Source organism: Clostridium sp. CTA-6 (assembly GCF_054768115.1).
In genome coordinates this window covers 174,091-194,812 of record NZ_BAAAAU010000005.1, presented here as the reverse complement: position 1 = coordinate 194,812, position 20,722 = coordinate 174,091, and the positions used below count along the sequence as shown (strand labels likewise).

20 protein-coding genes are annotated in these 20,722 nt (G+C 26.2%); 4 read left to right on the top strand and 16 right to left on the bottom strand.

Translation table 11 applies throughout. The features are described 5' to 3' along the window. The first annotated feature begins 82 nt into the window (after positions 1-82). On the top strand, positions 83-1,051 hold the full coding sequence (locus tag ACYUDJ_RS09580) for a dipeptidase (RefSeq protein ID WP_003487053.1): 969 nt from the start codon (positions 83-85) through the stop codon (positions 1,049-1,051). Between the two features lie 21 nt (positions 1,052-1,072). Here ACYUDJ_RS09580 and ACYUDJ_RS09575 read toward each other — a convergent pair whose 3' ends face one another. Then, on the bottom strand, positions 1,073-1,657 hold the full coding sequence (locus ACYUDJ_RS09575; RefSeq protein ID WP_043031762.1) for a 5' nucleotidase, NT5C type: 585 nt from the start codon (positions 1,655-1,657) through the stop codon (positions 1,073-1,075). Between the two features lie 269 nt (positions 1,658-1,926). Here ACYUDJ_RS09575 and ACYUDJ_RS09570 point away from each other — a divergent pair, with 269 nt between their 5' ends. After that, complete coding sequence (locus ACYUDJ_RS09570; protein WP_003490388.1) at positions 1,927-2,070, top strand: hypothetical protein; 144 nt, start codon at positions 1,927-1,929, stop codon at positions 2,068-2,070. 152 nt (positions 2,071-2,222) lie between these two features. On the opposite strand, the gene ACYUDJ_RS09565 is transcribed toward ACYUDJ_RS09570, so the two are convergent. Then, positions 2,223-2,432: a hypothetical protein gene (locus tag ACYUDJ_RS09565; protein WP_003487059.1), complete on the bottom strand. Its 210-nt coding sequence runs from the start codon at positions 2,430-2,432 to the stop codon at positions 2,223-2,225. Between the two features lie 227 nt (positions 2,433-2,659). On the opposite strand from ACYUDJ_RS09565, the gene ACYUDJ_RS09560 reads away from it, so the two are divergent. After that, the gene (locus tag ACYUDJ_RS09560; protein ID WP_043031761.1) at positions 2,660-3,496 is read left to right on the top strand and encodes a methyl-accepting chemotaxis protein; all 837 of its coding nucleotides are present in this window, start codon (positions 2,660-2,662) and stop codon (positions 3,494-3,496) included. 264 nt (positions 3,497-3,760) lie between these two features. On the opposite strand, the gene sdaAA is transcribed toward ACYUDJ_RS09560, so the two are convergent. The 6 genes from sdaAA to csxC all read right to left on the bottom strand — a co-directional run bounded on the left by sdaAA (position 3,761) and on the right by csxC (position 11,766). Further along, positions 3,761-4,651: an L-serine ammonia-lyase, iron-sulfur-dependent, subunit alpha gene (gene sdaAA / locus ACYUDJ_RS09555; RefSeq protein WP_003487063.1), complete on the bottom strand. Its 891-nt coding sequence runs from the start codon at positions 4,649-4,651 to the stop codon at positions 3,761-3,763. A gap of 12 nt (positions 4,652-4,663) precedes the next feature. Beyond that, positions 4,664-5,335, bottom strand: coding sequence for an L-serine ammonia-lyase, iron-sulfur-dependent subunit beta (gene sdaAB, locus ACYUDJ_RS09550; RefSeq protein ID WP_003487065.1), 672 nt, complete (start codon positions 5,333-5,335; stop codon positions 4,664-4,666). A 404-nt stretch (positions 5,336-5,739) separates the two neighbouring features. After that, positions 5,740-6,999, bottom strand: coding sequence for a sensor domain-containing protein (locus ACYUDJ_RS09545; protein WP_003487067.1), 1,260 nt, complete (start codon positions 6,997-6,999; stop codon positions 5,740-5,742). Positions 7,000-7,168: 169 nt separating this feature from the next. Next, positions 7,169-8,683: a LysM peptidoglycan-binding domain-containing protein gene (locus ACYUDJ_RS09540; RefSeq protein ID WP_003487069.1), complete on the bottom strand. Its 1,515-nt coding sequence runs from the start codon at positions 8,681-8,683 to the stop codon at positions 7,169-7,171. Between the two features lie 77 nt (positions 8,684-8,760). Next, complete coding sequence (locus ACYUDJ_RS09535) at positions 8,761-10,743, bottom strand: hypothetical protein (protein WP_003487071.1); 1,983 nt, start codon at positions 10,741-10,743, stop codon at positions 8,761-8,763. A 201-nt stretch (positions 10,744-10,944) separates the two neighbouring features. Next, positions 10,945-11,766: an exosporium protein CsxC gene (csxC, locus tag ACYUDJ_RS09530; RefSeq protein WP_003487073.1), complete on the bottom strand. Its 822-nt coding sequence runs from the start codon at positions 11,764-11,766 to the stop codon at positions 10,945-10,947. Between the two features lie 350 nt (positions 11,767-12,116). On the opposite strand from csxC, the gene ACYUDJ_RS09525 reads away from it, so the two are divergent. Continuing rightward, positions 12,117-12,485 carry a hypothetical protein gene (locus ACYUDJ_RS09525; RefSeq protein WP_042385307.1) on the top strand — a complete coding sequence of 123 codons (369 nt, stop codon included), beginning with the start codon at positions 12,117-12,119 and terminating at the stop codon, positions 12,483-12,485. A 246-nt stretch (positions 12,486-12,731) separates the two neighbouring features. On the opposite strand, the gene ACYUDJ_RS09520 is transcribed toward ACYUDJ_RS09525, so the two are convergent. From ACYUDJ_RS09520 to ACYUDJ_RS09485, 8 genes are all read right to left on the bottom strand, one after another. Next, complete coding sequence (locus ACYUDJ_RS09520; RefSeq protein ID WP_003487076.1) at positions 12,732-13,187, bottom strand: GNAT family N-acetyltransferase; 456 nt, start codon at positions 13,185-13,187, stop codon at positions 12,732-12,734. A 257-nt stretch (positions 13,188-13,444) separates the two neighbouring features. Beyond that, a complete protein-coding gene (locus ACYUDJ_RS09515; protein WP_003487079.1) occupies positions 13,445-14,194 on the bottom strand; it encodes a hypothetical protein in 750 nt (249 codons plus the stop codon). 3 nt (positions 14,195-14,197) lie between these two features. Further along, positions 14,198-15,067, bottom strand: coding sequence for an ABC transporter ATP-binding protein (locus ACYUDJ_RS09510; protein WP_043031759.1), 870 nt, complete (start codon positions 15,065-15,067; stop codon positions 14,198-14,200). Then, complete coding sequence (locus ACYUDJ_RS09505; protein WP_043031758.1) at positions 15,060-15,431, bottom strand: GntR family transcriptional regulator; 372 nt, start codon at positions 15,429-15,431, stop codon at positions 15,060-15,062. The genes ACYUDJ_RS09510 and ACYUDJ_RS09505 overlap by 8 nt, the downstream gene beginning before the upstream one ends. A 274-nt stretch (positions 15,432-15,705) precedes the next feature. Continuing rightward, positions 15,706-16,719, bottom strand: a complete 1,014-nt coding sequence (locus ACYUDJ_RS09500; protein ID WP_043031757.1) for a sensor histidine kinase — start codon at positions 16,717-16,719, stop codon at positions 15,706-15,708. Continuing rightward, positions 16,719-17,396, bottom strand: coding sequence for a response regulator transcription factor (locus ACYUDJ_RS09495; RefSeq protein WP_043031756.1), 678 nt, complete (start codon positions 17,394-17,396; stop codon positions 16,719-16,721). Before ACYUDJ_RS09495 ends, ACYUDJ_RS09500 begins: the two co-directional genes overlap by 1 nt. Positions 17,397-17,563: 167 nt before the next feature. Continuing rightward, entirely contained in the window at positions 17,564-20,035 is a 2,472-nt protein-coding gene (locus ACYUDJ_RS09490) for an ABC transporter permease (RefSeq protein WP_043031755.1), read from the bottom strand. Continuing rightward, entirely contained in the window at positions 20,019-20,708 is a 690-nt protein-coding gene (locus tag ACYUDJ_RS09485; protein ID WP_043031754.1) for an ABC transporter ATP-binding protein, read from the bottom strand. The genes ACYUDJ_RS09490 and ACYUDJ_RS09485 overlap by 17 nt, the downstream gene beginning before the upstream one ends. Between the last annotated feature and the right edge of the window lie 14 nt (positions 20,709-20,722).

Genomic DNA, 20,722 nt, shown 5'->3' with positions numbered 1-20,722 from the left:
ATAATCTAACCTTAAACTTAATCATACATACTAATTATTTTACAATATAATAATTTCTATATAAACAAACTGGAGGTACAAAATGAATTTTATAGATATGCATTGTGACACTGTATATGCTCTTATAAATAAAAAACCTTGTTCTAATAAAAATATTACAGTAAGTGAGAATGAAACTTTATATAAAAACTCATTAAGTGTAGATATCAAAAAACTGAAAGCTTCCAATTCTTTAGCTCAATTTTTTGCTTTATTTATAGATGTAACTGAAACTAACTCTCCTTTAAAGACTGCACTCAATATGTTAGATTTCTTTCATAATGAATTGGAAAAGTACTCAAAATATATTGCACTTGCTAAAAACTATGAAGATATAAATAAAAACCTATCAAATAATAAAATATCTGCTTTTTTAACTATAGAAGAAGGAGCTGCTTTAGAGGGCAATTTATATAATCTTAGAAATTTTTATAGATTAGGTGTTAGACTTATAACCCTAACCTGGAATTTTCCTAATGAAATAGGATTTCCAAACTGCAGCAAAGAATTTATGAATAATGGCTTAACTCCCTTTGGATTAGAAGTAATAGAAGAAATGAACAAATTAAAAATGATAATAGATGTGTCTCATCTATCTGATGGAGGATTTTATGATGTAGTAAAATACTCAAAATCACCCTTTGTAGCCTCTCACTCAAATGCTAGAGCTATAACAAATCACTCTAGAAACTTAACAGATGATATGATAAAAATTTTATCTAATAAAGGTGGCGTTATGGGAATAAATTTTGAAAAAACTTTTTTAGGTCAAAGTGAAGAAGGAAAAATATCAGAAATGATAGCTCATATAAGACATATAAAAAATGTAGGTGGAATTGATTCAATGTGCATAGGCTCAGATTTTGATGGCATCGAAACTCCTAGTGAAATAAAATCTAGTAATGAAATAGAAAAACTAATAAATGCACTAAAAAAGGAAGGATTCCATGAAAGTGAAATAGAAAGGATAATATACAAAAATGCTCTTAGAGTTATAAAAGAAATTTTATAAGGAAAGTGCTATGCACTTTCCTTATATAGCCTTTTCTTCTGTAGAGGAAATTTCTTTAACTATGTTATATACTTCATCCCAATGGCTTATTCTTATAATATTTTCATTTTCTTTAATATGTTTATTATAATTTGTATCTAATAAAATCACTTTAAACCCAGCCTCTGAAAGTTCTACTGCATTGCTAGGATTGTCCTCTATAAATATATCACAATTTAAATCCTTAGCCTTATCTACCTTATAATGACTTCCTAAAACATATAAATCTCTAAATTTTATGGAATGATTTATTAAATAAGATTTTGTTAGAACCTCTAAGGATTTTTCTCTTGCTGTTACAAAATATATATTATGATATTTATTTAATTCATTTAATACTTCTTTAGCTCCCTTTCTTAATTTTTCTTCTGTATGAATTCTTACCTTATATTTTTCATAAAATTTCATATATTCTTCTTCTGTTATTCCTAAGACATCTTCAATATTATAAGCAATTATATCTTCTGGTTTTACATTTTTATTAAAATATTTATTACTTATGTCTAACCAATAATAAGGTTCTGTAATTGTACCATCTATATCTATACATATGTTTAGATTATTCATTATTCCATCCCCCTGTCTTTTGTTTTTAATTATATATTTTATATTTCAATATTATCCTTTTTAATGTCCAACCTTTATATTAACATAAAAATTTAAAAAATAAATTAAATTAAAGTTAATAACAAAAATATTAACTAAATACATTTTATTATATTCTAGTAAAAAAGCTTACAGTATACATTATATATATGCTGGTTAAATTATAAATGTACAGTTCTATATCTAAAAATAAAATAATAATCCTTTTTCTTTTTAAGGAGGTATTTTTAATGAAATCTGATGAAAAATCAAGAAAAATTAATAATAAAACAAATAATGATAGAATGTATGAAAAAAAGCCTGATTGGGATTTAGACAAAGACTATGAAAAAAGGCAACAAATGATATTAGATAGTGTAAGAGGTGTAAAATAAATATATTACAACTTAATAAAATAAAAATTTAGTTTTAAGGTTAAAAGCTATGAATTTAAAAGATTATTTTTTAATTCATAGCTTTTATTTAATTATTGAGGGTTCTAAAAAATCATAAAAAATATTCTATTAAAACTTTATTTTAAATATATTTAATAATCTCTTTGATCACCCTTTAAAAGATTTTCTATTTCTGTTCCTAATTCATGACCAGCAATATAAGAAGCCATTTTATCCTGTTCTATAGCATTTTTATGTTTATCCTTTCCTGATAAACTATCAATTATTCCAATCTTTGCAGAAGGTAAATCACCTACTTGTATATTTTTTATATCATTTATATCAAATTCATATTTACTCATTTTTTTCTCCTCCTTTTAATCATTATATTATTATTTTGTCCCTTCCTATAAAAAAAATTATAGGAAATAAATTAAAGTTATATCTAAACTATTATAAACTTGACTTTTAATAATTAAAATGATTTATTTAAAAATTTTCCACTTAAACTATTATTTATAAATAAAAGGATAAAATAATGTTTTGTTGAATTTTATAATGTAATATAGTTTAGATTGGAGGATAAACAATGATAAGTAACTCATTTGATAATCAAGTATTTGATTACTTTAAAAATATTGTGCCTTATTTACATCACTTTTTTTCTGAAGATATATTAGTATCTGTATGTGATAGAGAAAAATATATAAAAATAGATGGAGCTGAAAAATTTGGGTTAAGCGTTAAGGCAGGAGACTTCATAAGCAACCAAGGTGGAGATTTTGAAGCAATAAAAACAGGAAAAATTATAGAAAAAAATATAAGTAAAGATGTTTTTGGAAAAGAAGTTAAAAATATATCTGTCCCCTTTAAAGATGAAAATGGAAATATAGTTGGTTGTATAGCTATAGTAAAAAATCTAGCTAAAAATATTGAAATGTCTACACTTTCTCAAAATCTTTCAATTGCTTTATCTCAAATCACCAAATCTAGTAATGAAGTTTTAAAGACAATTCAAAATGTAGCTCTAACAAATTCAGATATATTAGAAAATGTAGAAAAAACAAATAATGAAGCTAAAAATACAGATGAAATATTAGAATTTGTAAAAAATATAGCTAATAAAACAAACCTTTTAGGTCTAAATGCAGCCATTGAGGCTGCTAGAGCCGGAGAATCTGGAAAAGGCTTCAACGTAGTTGCTACAGAAATAAGAAAGTTATCTAAATCCAGTGCAGAATCTATAAATAAAATTGAAGATATAATTAAAAATATTCAACTTTCCGTGTCCAATATTACTAAAAACATAAATCAAATAAATGTGTCTTTTCAGGAACAAGCATCTGAAGTTGGAGAAATAAATGCTGCCATTGAAAATTTAACTTCCACAGCTAAAGCCTTAGAAAATATTTCTAAAAATTATTAAATTTTATATATTATTTCAAAACATAAATCCTATAAAAAATTTTTGTGTAACCTAAATATTGAAAATTATTTATTTGTATTCAATCAATTAAATATAAATAATACGAACAAATAAAAGCTACGAAATTAAGGTGTTAATCCTATATTTCATAGCTTTTTCATTTAAAATAAAATTAATAGTTTATAAACTAGATTTTTCGGACAACGCTGTTTATTAGTTTAAATTATTAGTTCATTAACAATTTTTATATAATGCTACTTATATCTATTTTTTACAACCTGTACATCCGAATACTTTTTCTTTAAGCTTTAATCCTGCCTCAGTAACAGCCACCCCGCCTAAAGCCGTTTCTCTAAGACAAGATGGAAGTTGTTTTCCAACTCTATACATTGCCTCAACTGAATCATCAAAAGGAATATGACTTGTAACTCCTGCCATTACCATATCTGCTGTAGTTAAAGCACTTACTGTTCCTGCAATATTTCTTTTCGCACAAGGTATTTCTACAAGTCCTGCCACTGGATCACAAACAAGCCCTAGTATGTTTTTTATAACTATAGCTCCTGCATCTAAAGCTTGCTCTACGCTTCCTCCCATCATTTCTACTACTGCTGCAGATGCCATAGCTGCAGCTGAACCGCATTCTGCTTGACATCCACCTTCTGCTCCTGCTGTTGTAGCATTTTTAGAAATAAGTATTCCTAACCCAGAGGCTGTAAATAGAGCCTTAACTAAATCATCTTCACTTTTGTTTAATTTTTCTCCTGCCGCTATAACTACCGCTGGCAATATTCCTGCTGAACCTGCTGTTGGTGATGCTACAATCCTTCCCATAGCTGCATTAACCTCAGAGGTTGAAATAGCCATAGCCATAGCTCTTACCATAAAGCTTCCTGTTAGTGTATTTTCGCATTTAGAATATTCTTCTAACTTTAAAGCATCTCCACCTATTAATCCACTTACAGATTTAACTTCTTCTTTTCTTCCTATTTTTGCTGAATGTCGCATAACCTTAAGAGCTTTTTTCATAGTCTCAAATACTTCTTTTTCACTTATATTCTTACTTTCTGCTTCTATTTTTAAAGTATATTCCCATATTTTTAATTTTTTTTCATTACATACTTTTATAAGTTCTTTTCCTGTGTTTACGAACATTAATTTTTCCTCCTATTTTATTGGATTTATAATTTTTACATTCTCTATATCCTTAATAGCTTTTATTTCGTCTATTACTTTCTTTGGTATTTCTCCATCTGTTTCAAAAGTCATAGTTGCAGTTGTACCTTTACTTTCTCTAAAAACCTTCATAGCTCCAATATTTATGCCTTCTGAATACATCATTGTGCTAATTCTTGATATTATCCCTGGCACATCTTTATGATGTGTTACAATAGTAGGATTACCCCCAGTAAATTCCATAGATTGACCATCTATAGATGTTATAACTATATTTCCACCGCCTATAGAAGAACCTATGATTTCTGATACAGTGCCATCGGTTTTCTTAATAACAAATTTAACAGTATTAGGATGAGCATCCCCTAAATCTGTTTCTATAAATTCATATTTTAAACCTTTTTCCTTAGCTATTTCAAAGGATTTTCCAAGATTTTCATCCCAGGGATCCATATTTAATATACCTGCTATTAAAGCCTTATCTGTTCCATGTCCCTTGTAAGTCTTAGCAAAAGATCCATGTAAATAAAACTTAACCTCTTCTATATTGTCTCCTGATATAGAACAAGCTACTTTAGCAAGTCTAGCTGCTCCTGCAGTATGTGAACTAGAAGGTCCTATCATAATTGGCCCTATTACATCAAACACACTATAATCCTTCATTAATTTTTCCTCCTTAAAACCTATGTAAACCTTTATATTTAAAATAAAATCATGTATAATTAACTATATGTACTTACTTCAATTAGATTAAAATATTCATTCTATAAAATGAATCTATATGAATATGAGGTTTAATATCTGGTATTAACCTTAATAAATATTTTTTTCATATTTTTGATTTGTTTTTCACTTTTTTGAAATCCTCTATATCTAGTATACTTTATTTAATGATTTTTTCAATATTTTTTTAAAACTTTCTATAAATCTTTCAAATTTACAAAATATTGCTCTAAAATTAAATAGGATATATTTTTATAGATAACATACTTATCATCTATAAAAATACATCCCTAATTTTTATTAAAAATATTAAATTATTATATTTAAAGTCTACACAACATTTTTCAATATTTATATATTTGAAATTTATTACTCCCTCTTTTTTTGGCATCATACATAGCTTTATCTGCTTTTTTTATTAGTTCCTGTGATGTATCCCCATCTTTTGGGAAAAAACTTATACCTATGCTAGTCTTTATATTTACATATATTCCTTCTATATATATCGGTTCTCTAAAAACTTCTATTATATCCCTAGCTAAATCTTCAACTTGTTTTTCATAAGCTATATCTCTTATTAATATAGTAAACTCGTCTCCTCCAAATCTAGCTATTAAATCTTTAGAACTAATAGTATTTTTTACCCTTTTAGCTACTTGCCATAAAAGTTTATCCCCAGTACAATGGCCAAAGTTATCATTTACTTCTTTAAATTTGTCAAGATCTAAAAACATTATAGCTAATATGGTTTGTTTTTTCCTGCTTAATTTTATTTCATGCTCTAATTGTTTTAAAAAAGAGTTCCTATTAGGTAACTCTGTAAGAGAGTCAAAATAGGCCATTTGCTTCGTTTTATCATTGTATATTTTCCGTTCTGTTATATCTCTTATATATGTTGCAATCCCCAATTCCCCTTCTATATTTATTAATTTTGTTGTTTCCTCCCCATAAAAATGCGTTCCATCTTTTCTTTTATGTACTCTCTCAACAGGCTTATCTCCTATAGACATATTAAACCCTATATCTTTTATGGATGATTTAGGTATTAAGTCTATCATATTAAGCTTTTTCATTTCTTCTAAGGAATATCCAAACAAATTAAGAGCAGACTTGTTGCAATATATTATATCTCCATTTAAATTTCTAATTATTATTGAGTCCGCAGATAACTCTATAAGATATTTATATTTTTTAATTGTATTTTTCAATTCTATTTCTTTTACTTTATATTTGGTTATATCATAAAGTGTAATAAAAAAAGCCTGTTTTTTTTCTGTATACAATAATACTTTAACCCACTTTTTAGTAATATCAAAATAATCTTCAAATTCCATTTTTTCTTCTTTATATAATAAAAGTTTTTCTAAGGCTTTCATTATATTTATTCTATGACTTTCAAAAGACCTTATATCTTTAGCTTTTTTATTTTTTATATATCCTTTTGTAAAACCCGTTAAATCTTTAAAATAATCATTAGATTCCATAAAAATAAAATCCTCTAACTGACCATATGAGTCCAAACTTATTTTGCAGTAACAATAAGCTATACCCATTTTTTCTATGACAGATAACTCTATTTGTTTTATTAAATTTTTCTCTTTCATAGTTTCACCTCTTATGTTCAGTTATATTATACTATTAATATATTCCCTATAATTTCAAATAAGTATTTATAATTAAGGAATTTTGCTAAATAATTATTTTTTTACTTTAATTATATAAAATTGCTAGGAACCCAGCACCATGTACTGGGTTACTAGTTAAATTATACCATTAAGCCATTTTAACTACTATATCTTTTTTCATGGAATCCCAGATTTTCTCATCTTCCATTCCTAATCTCCATAAAGCTATCCCTTTTATACCTTTATTGAAGGCTAATTCTGCCTTTGCGTATATACTTTCAGCATTTTCGAACCAAACTTCATGATTATTACCATTTTCATCTATATAACTAAACATAGGCGTTTTTGTTTCTTCATCAAATATTATATCTTTTCCATATCTATTAGCTATTTCTACAGCTCCTGCATAAGTAACATAAGTATTTCTTCCTGTAGTTAAATTAAAATCAAATCCAAACACTGAAACTGCAGCTACTACTTTATTTCTCAGAACTCTAGTTATAGTATAATTTAATACTCTATTCATCCATCCTATTGAAACTACTGGTCCCGGTCCACTACCTGGCCATCCATGTTCGTTATATAACATAACAATAAATTCATCTACAGCACTTCCTATGATTCTATAGTCAAAAGGATCTGAAAAAGGATTAAAGGGCTCATCGCTGACTCTTGCTGGCACAGAAGCTGACAAATAATATCCTCTTTTCCTTAATTCTCTTCCCATTTCTAAATATAAAGAAGATAATCTGTCTCTATCTTCTATATAAACATCTTCTATATCTATATTTACACCATCAAAATTATACTTTTCTATTAAATTTATCAAATTGTTTATAAAGATTTGTCTATTTTCTTTAGTAGATACTAATTCTTTAACTAAATCTTTAGCCTTTGTAGTACCACCAGGTCTATACAATAGATTATGAACTACGGCTAATATTCTAACATTATTTCTATGAGCAATATTCACCAATTCTTCTACATACTCATCTGTAAACTGTCCAAAATTTTCTATTGCTGTAGCATCATTAGGATCTATCCTAAACATAAATAAACATATTTCAGATATTAAATTTCTATTAGTAACAAAAGATTCGTAAGAGCTTGGTAAAGTTTCTCCTTCTTCTAATGTATAAAATCCATCTACAGCTACTACAGGCTTCATATTACCATAAGTTTTAAAATCTACTATAGTTTTTGATACAAAACCTTCATTTCCATTAAATAATTTTATTCCATAAAAATCCTTATGCACATTTATGATCGGAAGCTTAGCACCTTTATCCATTTTGTATAATACTTGTGAGTTTATATCAGGTCTGCTTCTTATATTTCCATCCTCTACTTTCATTATAGCTTCAGTATAAATGGGTATATAAAGTATTTGTCCAATACTTAGGTTTATACTATCTAAATTATTCAATACCATCAAACTTTCTACAGTAGTATTAAATTTTTTAGCAATAGAATATAAACTATCCCCTCTTTTTACTTCATAGATAGATATAGGTATAAAAATTTGTTGTCCCACATACAACTCATCAGAAACAAGTCCATTATATTCTTTTAATTGTTCAACAGTTATACCATAGGATCTAGCAATTTTGAATAAACTATCTCCTGGTTTAACTATATAACTTATATTAGGTTGTCTCCACATATATATTCCTTTCTAATATTAATTACACTCTTATAATATTCATTATAATTTTTTTTGATTATATAATTATAATACCTTTACAAAAGAACTACATTGTTTTGTAAAACATTAATCTTTGCCCTTATTAATAAATTTTGCTGTAATGTTAAATAGCATTTTTCTCTTTCAAAAGGAGAACTCTCTACATCTTTATAAATATTACTAGATTTTATATCTAATTTTTCTATTTTGCCTAACAAAATTTTTTTATCTTTTATATAATTATTAAAATCTACAAAAAAAGCTTCTCCTTCTTTCATATTATTAAAAAATAATAAATTTATGTTTATAGCTTTACTAAAATCCTTATGTGAAATTATTCCTTGATTTTTAGTTGTAATAGAATTTTCATTTATTTTATCTAATGTTATATATTCTATATAACTTCTAATATAACCACTAATAAACAATTCAGCCTTATTAAAATTTAATTTTATTAAATTAGCCTCTTCTATAAAAATGTTATTTTTAACTTCTTTTATATCTATAAATGTATCTTCTATTTTGGTAAAAACTATTTCTGTTATTTCTGTTCCAAAACTTGCTATTACTATAGGTACTTTAGAAAACGTATTTTTTCTTATATTGTTATTTTCTTTATTTAATTCAGTATTTATTTTAGAAACCTGTTGACTCTTTTCATTCTTTAATTGAGTATTTCTATTGGCAATCTCTTCATTTTTCTCTTCTTTTAATTCAGCTTTTACTTTAGGAAACTGTTTCTCTTTCTCTAACCCATTCTGTTCCTTAAGAATCTGCTTGCTTTTCTGATTCTTTAATTCAATATTTACCTTAGGAAGCTTTTTTTGTTTGTCTTCCTTATGTTCCTTAATAATCTTATTACTATTCTCATTTTTTAGTTCAATATTTGTCTTTTGAACTTGCTTACTTTTTTCTTTATTCAATTCATTATTTATCTTAGAGAGCTGTTGATCCTTCTCATTCTTTAATTGAGTATTTCTATTAGCAATCTCTTCTTTTAACTCAGCTTTTACTTTAGGAAGCTGGTTCTCTTTTTCTTCCTTATGTTTATTCACATTCTGCTTACTCTTATCATTTCTTAGTTTAATATTTTCCTTGGAAATTTGTTTATTTTTTTCTTTTTCTAATTCAGTATTTATCTTGGAAGCCTGTTGACTTTCTTCATTCTTTGATTCATTATCTCCCTTAACAATATGTTTACTATCTTCTTTCTTTAATTCAACATTTGTCTTAGGAGTCTTTTTACTTTTTTCTTTCCTTAATTCAATATTTACATTGGAACCCTGTTTCCCTCTTTCATTCTTTGGCTCATTGTGCCTCTTTATAATCTGTTTACTGTTCTCTTTCTTTAATTCAACATTTACCTTAGGAAGCTTTTTTTGTTTTTCTTCCTTATGTTCCTTAATAATCTTATTACTATTCTCATTTTTTAGTTCAATATTTGTCTTTTGAACTTGCTTACTTTTTTCTTTATTCAATTCATTATTTATCTTAGAGAGTTGTTGATCCTTCTCATTCTTTAATTGAGTATTTCTATTGGCAATCTCTTTATTTTTCTCTTCTTTTAACTCAGCTTTTACTTTAGGAAGCTGTTTCTCTTTCTCTTTCTTTAACTCATTCTGTTCCTTAAGAATCTGCTTGCTTTTCTGATTCTTTAATTCAACATTTGTCTTAGGAGTCTTTTTACTTTTTTCTTTCTTTAATTCAATATTTACATTGGAAGCCTGTTTCCCTTTTTTATTCTTTGACTCATTGAGCCCCTTTATAATCTGTTTACTGTTCTCTTTCTTTAACTTAACGTTTCCCCTAGAAATTTGTTTATCATTGTCTTCATTGAAGCTCCATTTACTTTTTGTATTTTTAAATTTAATGCTTCCATTGGAAAGCTGTTTATCTTTTTCTTCCATAATTAATCTTTCCATTTTATTTAGATTGGATAGATTAATTAGATTATATATATTGTTTTCTTTTTCTTCTTCTTGCAGTAATTGAAATATAAGTATAAGTATAATAAAATTTTTAAAATTATTATTTTTCACACTAGAAATTCCCCTTAAATATAATTACTATAAGAATATTTATTTGATTTATACATATATTATTAATAAACCCTATCCACTCCAAATAAAAATCCACATATAAAATTAGATAATTTAGGAGAAATCCTTTCTCCTAAATTATCTTAAAGTTGTTTATTTAGCATTATTTATTAGTACTCTTATCATTAGCGACTTTTCTTATTATTTTCTACACATACTTCCTGTACCAGCGTCTGTGTCATTTACAGCTACTTGTTGTAATTGTAAAACTTTTACTCTAATGTGAACTACCATTTTCTCTAGTAATTCATCAAAAACCTTTTCTCCGTGTTCATAACAAGGTTTTCTTTGTATATCTGCTTCAAATATTCTAGCTCCTAGCAATTCGCAGAATGGTTTCTCTACAAGTGTTATTGAATCTTCTAAAAATTCTTCACAAGTTAACTTTCCTAATCTTTCTTCTTCACATTCACACTCACAATCACATCTACCACAGAATAAATCTGTTTTTTGTTGAATTCCTCTATTGCCTAATATTGGAGGAGTTATATAGGTTACTTCTGTTACGCAAGTGAATGGTATTTTTTCTGTAGTGTGTTTTATTTCACCACTTACTACATCGTGTTTTACACAGTCTGCAGTAGCAAATTCTATATTCTTTCTAACAAATCCACTTAAGAATAATTTTCCTGTTATTGGAACACCATTTTCTATAACGCCTGCTCTTGGTAACAATTCACATTGAGTTAAAAATACATCTTTTTTAATTCTTTTTATTTCAAAGAATTTTTCTTTTAACTTCATTCTAGCTTCTACATCTATTTGAACTTCTTTTTCTGCAAGAACTACTGGTATCTTAGCTACTACTGGTGTTGTTACAGCAGTTGGTGTTATATTAGTTCCTTCACATAATGGTAAAGTTTGACTTTCTATTACCCTACCACAATCCTTATGGCAGTCATGATCAGCTGATTTATATGAATTTGAATCGTAATTACCTCTCATTTCATCCATTGACATCATTTATTCCTCCCATGTTATAAAAATATTTTATTTAAAGCTTATTTTATTAATTATTATTACTTGTAATTTAATTTTTTAGCTTATACTATATATTATGATGGACAAGCATTTCTGTTACTGAAATCAACTTTTTTAATTTTATTGTTTCTATAAATATTTCTAATTTTTTACCCCTCTATATACTATTCTTTCAAATACATATTAGTGAATACTAAACTTATTATATTATGCCTTTATTAAAATATATACTTTTCACTTTTATGTTAGTTTTTAATTTTAAAGTATCTGTTAGCATTTTTTTTAATTTAGAATACATTAATATTGTAAATAATTTTATAGGAGTTAATATGATGTATCCTTATTTTTATTACTTTTATTATGATAATTACATGAGAGGGCCAGCTCCTCCTCCAATGCCACCTTTTATGACACCGCCAGGTGGTTTTTCTCCTCAAGGAGGACCTCCATCTACACCACCTCCAAACATTCCTCCAACTAAGCCTAGTAAAAGTGGGCCTAATGTTAAAGCTGTTGATCCTGGTTCTATAAGATTCTGTAGATATAAATTTACTTATATTTGGCCTTCTAGAGGAAAACCTTTCTGGATGTGGATTGTATATGTAGGGAACAAATCTATATCTGGATGGAAGTGGACTGGATATAATTGGGCTTATGCTGGAATTGACTTAAATAGAATAGATAGTTTTCAATGTTATTAATTAAAATTTAATTTTATTAATATAATTCTAATTTTTCACAAAAAAAATTTAAGCTTCTACAAGAGTTTTAACTCTTTTGAAGCTTAATTTTTTATATCACAATATTCAGCTTAACACTCTCACATTAGCAAATTTAGATTCATTGTTTTCTTTATCCTCCAATAGATTGCTATAAAAATTACATAAAAAAGAATTCCTTATAAAAAACTTACTCTACAATTCTTGATATAAAAATAATTTTAATAATTATATAGATATATCCTTTTTATATAACATCTCTATATGTGGAATATTATCCTCCAAATAAACCTCTGATACCGGTTTAAATCCAAAGCTTTTATAAAAATCCATTAAATAATGTTGTGCTGAGATTCTTATAGAGTTTTCTTTTAAATTATTCTGTATAAAATCTATGGCTTGTAAAATAGACTTTCTTGCCAAACCTTTACCACGATAATCCTTATCCACTAAAACCCTTCCTATAGATATTTCATCATAAGATAAGCCTTTTTCTAATATTCTTAAATAAGAAATAACCTTTCCTTCTTCCATATAAAACAAATGATATGCATTTTTATCTTTACCATCACAATCTTCATAAGGGCATTCCTGTTCTACAATAAAAACTTCATTTCTTATTTTTAGTATTTCATATATTTCTTCTACGCTCAATTCATTAAACTTTTTTATTTTGAAACTCATAAATTAATCTCCTTATACAAAAATTAGTTCTCTTAAGTTATATTAACATTGATTTTTTAACATATTAAAATATAATGTTTTTACTACAACTATTTTATCACCTAGAGTTCCTTTATGTCTAATATTTTGTTTTCCTATAAAATTCCTAGTCACCTTTGCTAGAAAACTATTTTTCAAACTTGCTATTTCTTTAAACTTTTAGGAAACTTTAATTAAAAAATGGCCATAAATGGGAATCTCCATTTTTATTTTTATGATTAAATTTTATCCGTAACTGCTTTTTTAATTAATAAATATTGTACTCCCATTACTAAAATGCTTAGTATACTAAATGTTAGAATTGTTATATATGGATTTGGATTTTCACTAATTCCAAAAGCATTTTCAATAAATATGCACACTTTGTTATAAATATCATAAGGAAAATTATTTACAAATATAATTAATATTATTGGAATACAAGATATTATTATTTGACCTAATTTATTTAATCTAAAATAAATCATAGTTATTAATAGACCCATCATAAATACAAATACATATAATACAAAAGTCCATACACAAGTTCCCAATAAATTTGAAACACTATGATCTAATGTCAATTCCCAAGAAGCATTTACACAATATGTTATTTGTCCATAAATCATATCAAAAATAGTAGGACACCTCATAAAAATATTGTATACTCTATTTATAATTACATCAACGAAAACCAAAACTGCTGATATTATTATACCGTACTTTATATTTCCCCAATAAAAACTCTTTCTTGAAATATTATTCCCTTGTGAAAAATAAAAAGAAGATTTAAATGAATTTAATGCCACTATAAATATAAAAATTACTGTTGCTGAATCTATACCATTTACCTGAGTATTATAATCTGTAAACATAAATTTTTGTATTAATGTTAATATTAATAACCCTATTAATATACTATAATAAGTAACTATAGATTTTATAGAAGTCTTTAATTGAATTTTACATATCTTATTACTCTTTTCCATTTATTACTCCCCCATATTTGTTAAATATATAAACAATTTTTGAAGTTCTACTGTGCTAATTTCTAATTCCAGTTTCTTTATATTATCTAAATCTTCTTTAGTTCTTTCTTGTAAAATTGTGGCTTTTTTATATGAACCTAAAGTTTCTATATCTATTGTATTTTTAGATGTTATATATTTATCTACAGCTTCATTGTTACCTGAAACTGCATAAGCTAAATTAAGCATGTCTTCAACAGAATTATTTTCTATTATTTTACCTTCTCTTAATATAACTGCTTTTTCCAAAATGTGAGAAATCTCCTCTATTATATGAGTAGATATTATAATTGTTTTTTGCCCATCATTATAAACCTTTAATAGCTCTTTATAAAAAAATTCTCTGTGATTAGCATCCAATCCTAAAATAGGTTCATCAAAAATTAAAATTTCTGCACATGAGGCTAAGGTAGCAATAATTTTACTTATTGATTTATATCCTGTTGATAAGTTTTTTACTTTTTTCTTTATATTTAAATTAAACATTCTACTTAGTTTAATAGCATATTCCATATCAAAATCTTCATAAAACTCTTTTGTCCATTTAAAAACATCTACTATTTTCATTGATTCAGGGAAAAAATTTTTTTCTTCCATAAAATAAATCTTAGATAAAGCCTTGTCATTTTCATAAATATCCTCACCATCTATTAAGATTTTTCCACTATCTAAAATAGCTCTATTAGTTATAAGATGCAAAAGAGTTGTTTTCCCTGCTCCATTCCTTCCAAGAAGTCCATATATTTTTCCCTCTTCTATATTAAACGAAATATTTGATACCACTTCTTTCCCTTGATATGATTTAGTAACATTCTTTATTAATATATTACTCATTTTTATAACCCCCTTTTATCATATCCATTATTTCATCTATAGTTATTCCTAACCTTTTAGCCTCATCTACAAGGCTCAATATATAACTTTCAAAAAAATTATTTTTTCTTTTTTCTTTTAACTTTTCCTTTGCGCCACTACAAACAAACATTCCTAACCCTCTTTTCTTATAAATTATTTCTTCACTTACTAACAAATTGAATCCTTTCCTTACTGTAGCTGGATTTATTTTGTAAGTTACTGAAATTTCTGTTGTGGAGGGAATTTGGCTTTCTTCTTCATAAATTCCTTTTAATATTCCATCCTCAATGGCATTAGCTATTTGCTGGTATATCGTAATATGCTCATTAAAATTTAAATTCATTATTATCACCTCGCTACATAACTAGTTAGTTACCTATGTAACTAACTATATAACCTTCTTTATAAAATGTCAACACCTACCTAAATAGTTATATTGCTTTAAAATAAAAAAATCCCTTTCTATTGAGGATTTTTTTAATAATTTTCTAATACATTATCAAATTCTTCTAAAACTATGATCTCATAGCCATAGGAATTTAAATCTTCTTGTATACAATTTTTTAATTTTAAATCATAATTCCTTTTTAAACAATTTATGCGTTATATTCAAATCCTTAACATGGTATGAATATTGAAAAAATAGATCCCTTTTGAAGTTTGGATTTTACTTTAATATATCCATTTTGTTTTTCTATAATTTGTCTTGATAAATATAATCCTATACCTACCCCTTCCTCATTTTCACTGCCTTGTCCCCTATAAAATCTTTTAAAAATGCTATTTATTTCTTTCTCATCTATGCCTATCCCATTATCTTTTATATCTATTCTTGCAAATATTTCATATTTTATACTATCAACTACAATAGTTCCATTATTGTTTGTATATTTCACAGCATTGTCTATAATGTTAAAAATAGCTTCTGTAGTCCAATTTTTATCGATATTTAAAACAATATCTTCTGCAACATTAAACCTAATTTCTATATTTTTATCTTTTGCTTTTTTATATACTTGCTTTATTGCAATTAAACAAACATTATTTATGCTTGCTTTATTAGGGGTTAGTTTAATTATACCACTTTCAAGCCGTGACATTTTGATCATACTTTCAAGTAAAAAGCTTAGCTTTTCAATCTGACTTTTCATATTAAAATTAAACTCATCATATTGCTCTTTAGAAATTGAAGTATCTTGTAAAATCTCATAATACAGTTTTAAATTTGACAAAGGAGTTTTTAGTTGATGTGAAATATCTGAAATTAAGGATTTTATCTCATCTCTCTCATATTTTATTCTTCTATTTTGCGCTTTCAGTATATTAGTCAATTTAATAACCTGAGATTGAAGTTTTGATAACATATCATCATTTAAAACAGAAAAAACTTCATTCTCATTCATGTCTGTAATAGATTCAATAACCTCTGAAAGTTGTATTAGAATATGTTCCATGTATTTCTTTAAAACATATATAAGTATTATAGATAACATTATCATTAGAATTGAAAATATTGTAATCAACATCATAAAATTTATATTTTTATATTTAAACCATGCATATAAATCAAACAAAATACAGCAAAACACTATCATAAAAAAATACAAAGCTATTTTAAAATTAAATTTCATTAAATCTCACCCCATGTATATCCAGTTCCAAATATAGTAATTATATACTTAGGTTTTTTAGGGTTGTCCTCTATCTTTTGTCTGAGTCTACGAATATTTACACTTAATGCATTTTCATCTACAAAATTACCATTAGCATCCCATAATTTTTCTAATATTATTTTTCGAGGCATAACCTGATTTTTATTTTTAGTGAGTAATTCTATGATCTTATATTCTGTTGTAGTTAACTTTATTATTTTTTCACCTTTTTTTAAAATCATCATGTTATAATCAATAGTTATGTCTTTATACTTAAACGTATTTTTATCTTGTATATTAGTTCTTTTTAATACTGCCTTAATTCTTTGCCTTAAAATTTCCATAGAAAATGGCTTTGCTATATAGTCATCACATCCTTTTTTAAAACCCTCTACCATATCTTGATCCGTATCATTAGCTGTTATAAAAATTATAGGCACCTCTGAAATCTTACGAATTTCTCCGCAAAGCTTTAGCCCACTTTTATGCATTAGTTTTATATCAAGTAATATTAGATCGATATTATTATTCAAAAATTCATTATATCCCTCATCATAACTATAAGAGCTAATAACATTATATTTATCTTTCATCAGTACATATTTTATACCTCTATTTAAAAGTCTGTCATCTTCTATTATTAATATATTAGTCACAAAATCACCCCTATAGTAAACAAATTAAACTTATAAAAACTTAATCTATCTCATTTTAATCATTTAATTTTTCTATTTACTAATTTTATTTATCCATATTATACCATGAAATTAAGAGAGTGTCTGAAAATATGATCTATTTTGAGGCACTCTCTTAATATTAATACTTATTCTGATTCTCTTAATCTTTCAACAATAGTTTGATTATTTACATTTACATATATAACAAAAGGAACTAATATTGATATTAAAACTAAGATTGGTGATGAAATTAAAATTGGAGTTAATATAAATTTATATTTAAAAAACCATAAACTTCTTCCAATTGTTTTGACAATTGTTAAAGATGCTATACTACCTAATATTATAGATGTGACTATTGATCCTAAAGCATAGAAAACTCCCTCTAATATTAGCATCTTATTTAGTTGTTTATTAGTCATACCTATACTTTGTAACATTGCAAATTCTCTTCTTCTTGATATTATACTTGTAAGTATAGCGTTTATAAAATTTAATATTCCAATTGCTCCAATTATTAAACTAGTAACACCACCTACTAATAAAAACATATTTTCTAATTTTTTAAACTCATTTTCATATTTTTGTTTTGATTCATAATTCATTTGTGGTTCAATAGTTTTAGTATAGTCATTTAAAAATTTTTCTGTTTTGTCTACATATTTATCATCTACATCAAACACATAAGACATTGTTAATGGTTTTTTTATTTCTTTTTTTAATTCTGATGATGGAATACATATTTCTGCCTCATCTTTACCTGAATATCTAACAGACATTTTGTATTTAAGTTCTGCTTTTGCCATAACTTCATATTGTTTAGTTACATTATTTTCTAGTTTTACAGTAACCTTATCCCCTATTTTGCATTTACTTTCTTCAGTCCTGACTCTCCCATTATCATCTGAACCTAGATTTTCAATAATATACTTACCTGTTTTAAATTTTTCTAAATCTATTTTACCTTCAACTACATTTAATTTAGATAAAGGGAAATCATCCATACCATACAATTGTAAAGGTGATTTTTTGCCATTAAAAATTATGCTACTAGGTTCTACATTATAATAAATTTTTCCTCCCCCTTTAATTCCGTCAAGTTTATTTATATTACTAATCATTTCTTCAGATATAACATCATTTTCCGTTGTAAAATGCTTATTCATACTAAAATAATTAGCATTAGCTACTATAAAATCAGCTGCTATCTCATGTTCTATAAATTTATCCATACTAAAACCTTTTACAAAAGTAACTACTGAGTTAAGAATTATTAAACTTAAGGATATTGAAATAACTACCAAAATAGTTTTCTTCTTATTTCTTAGCATATTGTATTTAGCCATATTATAAATCTTGCCACCATTTGAAGACCTTTTCTCTTTTTTAAATTTAACAGTAGCATCTACATATCTTGTTGCTTCTACTGGAGAAACCTTTGCTGCAATTTTACCAGGTTTTCTACAACTTATTAGTACTGTAATAATTGCAAATACTGCAGATCCAATAAAAATAATAGGACTAAAGGATATATAACTTGTTTTAATATTACTTGTGCTTATAATAATAGGTAAAAGCACATTTCCAATTATATAACCCAAGATAAGACCAATTGGAATTCCTATAACAGATAGCAACAGTGCTTGATTTTTTATAAGTTTTTTTATTTGTTTTGAAGAGGTACCAACTGTTTTAAGCAATCCATAAAAACGAATATCCTTGATTACAGATATCTGAAAAATATTATATATTATCAAATATCCTGTAAAAATAATTAATAAAAGTGCTCCAACACCTGCAATTATAATGGATGGATCTTTATCATTGTTTGTACTTAAATAAGCCCAATTTACTCCAAAGGCAATGGAATTAGGTGATTTATCGAAGCTAAAGCCACTATCAGTTATAACCTTTTTCATTTTTCCCTCAATATTTTTACTATTTTTAAACATAACATCTGCATTTATAGTTCCTACATAATCTCCTGGCTTATGAAGTTTATTAATTCTATCTCCAATATTTTTATCAATAAATTGCTTAGATACAAACATCATGCTGGCAGGCATAACCTCATCATGTTGCCAAAAACCTGATAAAATGAATTCTTTAGAAAATTTTTCTTTATCAATATAATATTCTACTCTAACCTTTTCTCCTATTTTATGCTGCACTCCTAGCAAGTCAAGAACAGCTGTGTCTGTTGCTATTTCATTTTCCTTTTCAGGCATCTTTCCTTTTGTTGGACTAGAAAAAAACATTTTTGCTTGGGCATCTGTAGCATATCTAATTTCAGTATAATGCTTCAACAATTCTATATTTTCCGCTGAATTTAACATAACAGAATATCCAAGTTCTTTTATGGAAGGATGTTTTTTAATTTTATCAAGTTGATCTTGTGTTATATATTTATAAGTTCCATGAGCACATCCTCCTACTTGTCTCATGGTTTGCTGTTCAATTGAATTTTTCATTCCCATGCCTATAGTAAACAAAGACGTAAATAATATAGTTGTTATAGCTATTGCAATAATTGCAAATATATTTCTGATTTTATTAGCTTTTATACTATTTTTAGTAAGCTTTTTTATAATAGCTTTATTATTATTTTGAAATTTCATAGGAGACACCCCCAACAATCTTACCATCCTCAATATGAATTGTTCTGTCAGCAAGTTGTGCAATTTCTTCATTATGAGTTATCATAACTATTGTTTGATTAAACTTTTTGCTTGTCATTTTCAAAAGTCCCATAACCTCCATACTGGTTTTGCTATCAAGGTTTCCCGTAGGTTCATCCGCCAGTATTATAGATGGCTTTGTGGCTAATGCTCTTGATATTGCAACACGTTGCTGCTGACCTCCTGAAAGATTATTAGGCATATTATTAATCTTACTACTTAAACCTAAAACTTTTATAATATTATCTATATATTCTTTATCAATTTTTCCTCCATCAAGCTCTATTGGGAGTATAATATTTTCGTATACATTTAATATGGGTACAAGATTATAATTTTGAAATACAAAACCTATATTTCTGCGTCTAAATACTGTAAGTTCATCATCACTCATTGCAAATATATTTTTATTACTTATAATTACATTTCCACCAGTTGACCTATCAAGTCCACCTAACATATGCAAAAGAGTACTTTTACCACTTCCAGATGTGCCTACAATGGCTACAAACTCACCTTCATTCGCTTCAACATTAACCCCATCTAACGCTTTTACTCTATTAGTCCCTTCTCCATAGTATTTTTTAAGATCTATAGCTTTTAATATACTCATTAAAATCATCCCCT

Bases quoted from the DNA above. Each gene is read 5' to 3' on its own strand.
- ACYUDJ_RS09560 (WP_043031761.1), top strand. From the start codon at position 2,660: ATGATAAGTAACTCATTTGATAATCAAGTATTTGATTACTTTAAAAAT.
- ACYUDJ_RS09485 (WP_043031754.1), bottom strand. From the start codon at position 20,708: ATGAGTATATTAAAAGCTATAGATCTTAAAAAATACTATGGAGAAGGG.
- ACYUDJ_RS09520 (WP_003487076.1), bottom strand. From the start codon at position 13,187: ATGAGTTTCAAAATAAAAAAGTTTAATGAATTGAGCGTAGAAGAAATA.
- ACYUDJ_RS09570 (WP_003490388.1), top strand. From the start codon at position 1,927: ATGAAATCTGATGAAAAATCAAGAAAAATTAATAATAAAACAAATAAT.
- ACYUDJ_RS09490 (WP_043031755.1), bottom strand. From the start codon at position 20,035: ATGAAATTTCAAAATAATAATAAAGCTATTATAAAAAAGCTTACTAAA.
- sdaAA (WP_003487063.1), bottom strand. From the start codon at position 4,651: ATGTTCGTAAACACAGGAAAAGAACTTATAAAAGTATGTAATGAAAAA.
- ACYUDJ_RS09580 (WP_003487053.1), top strand. From the start codon at position 83: ATGAATTTTATAGATATGCATTGTGACACTGTATATGCTCTTATAAAT.
- ACYUDJ_RS09540 (WP_003487069.1), bottom strand. From the start codon at position 8,683: ATGTGGAGACAACCTAATATAAGTTATATAGTTAAACCAGGAGATAGT.
- ACYUDJ_RS09545 (WP_003487067.1), bottom strand. From the start codon at position 6,999: ATGAAAGAGAAAAATTTAATAAAACAAATAGAGTTATCTGTCATAGAA.
- ACYUDJ_RS09500 (WP_043031757.1), bottom strand. From the start codon at position 16,719: ATGAAATTTAATTTTAAAATAGCTTTGTATTTTTTTATGATAGTGTTT.
- ACYUDJ_RS09525 (WP_042385307.1), top strand. From the start codon at position 12,117: ATGTATCCTTATTTTTATTACTTTTATTATGATAATTACATGAGAGGG.
- ACYUDJ_RS09505 (WP_043031758.1), bottom strand. From the start codon at position 15,431: ATGAATTTAAATTTTAATGAGCATATTACGATATACCAGCAAATAGCT.
- ACYUDJ_RS09510 (WP_043031759.1), bottom strand. From the start codon at position 15,067: ATGAGTAATATATTAATAAAGAATGTTACTAAATCATATCAAGGGAAA.
- ACYUDJ_RS09565 (WP_003487059.1), bottom strand. From the start codon at position 2,432: ATGAGTAAATATGAATTTGATATAAATGATATAAAAAATATACAAGTA.
- ACYUDJ_RS09575 (WP_043031762.1), bottom strand. From the start codon at position 1,657: ATGAATAATCTAAACATATGTATAGATATAGATGGTACAATTACAGAA.
- ACYUDJ_RS09515 (WP_003487079.1), bottom strand. From the start codon at position 14,194: ATGGAAAAGAGTAATAAGATATGTAAAATTCAATTAAAGACTTCTATA.
- csxC (WP_003487073.1), bottom strand. From the start codon at position 11,766: ATGATGTCAATGGATGAAATGAGAGGTAATTACGATTCAAATTCATAT.
- sdaAB (WP_003487065.1), bottom strand. From the start codon at position 5,335: ATGAAGGATTATAGTGTGTTTGATGTAATAGGGCCAATTATGATAGGA.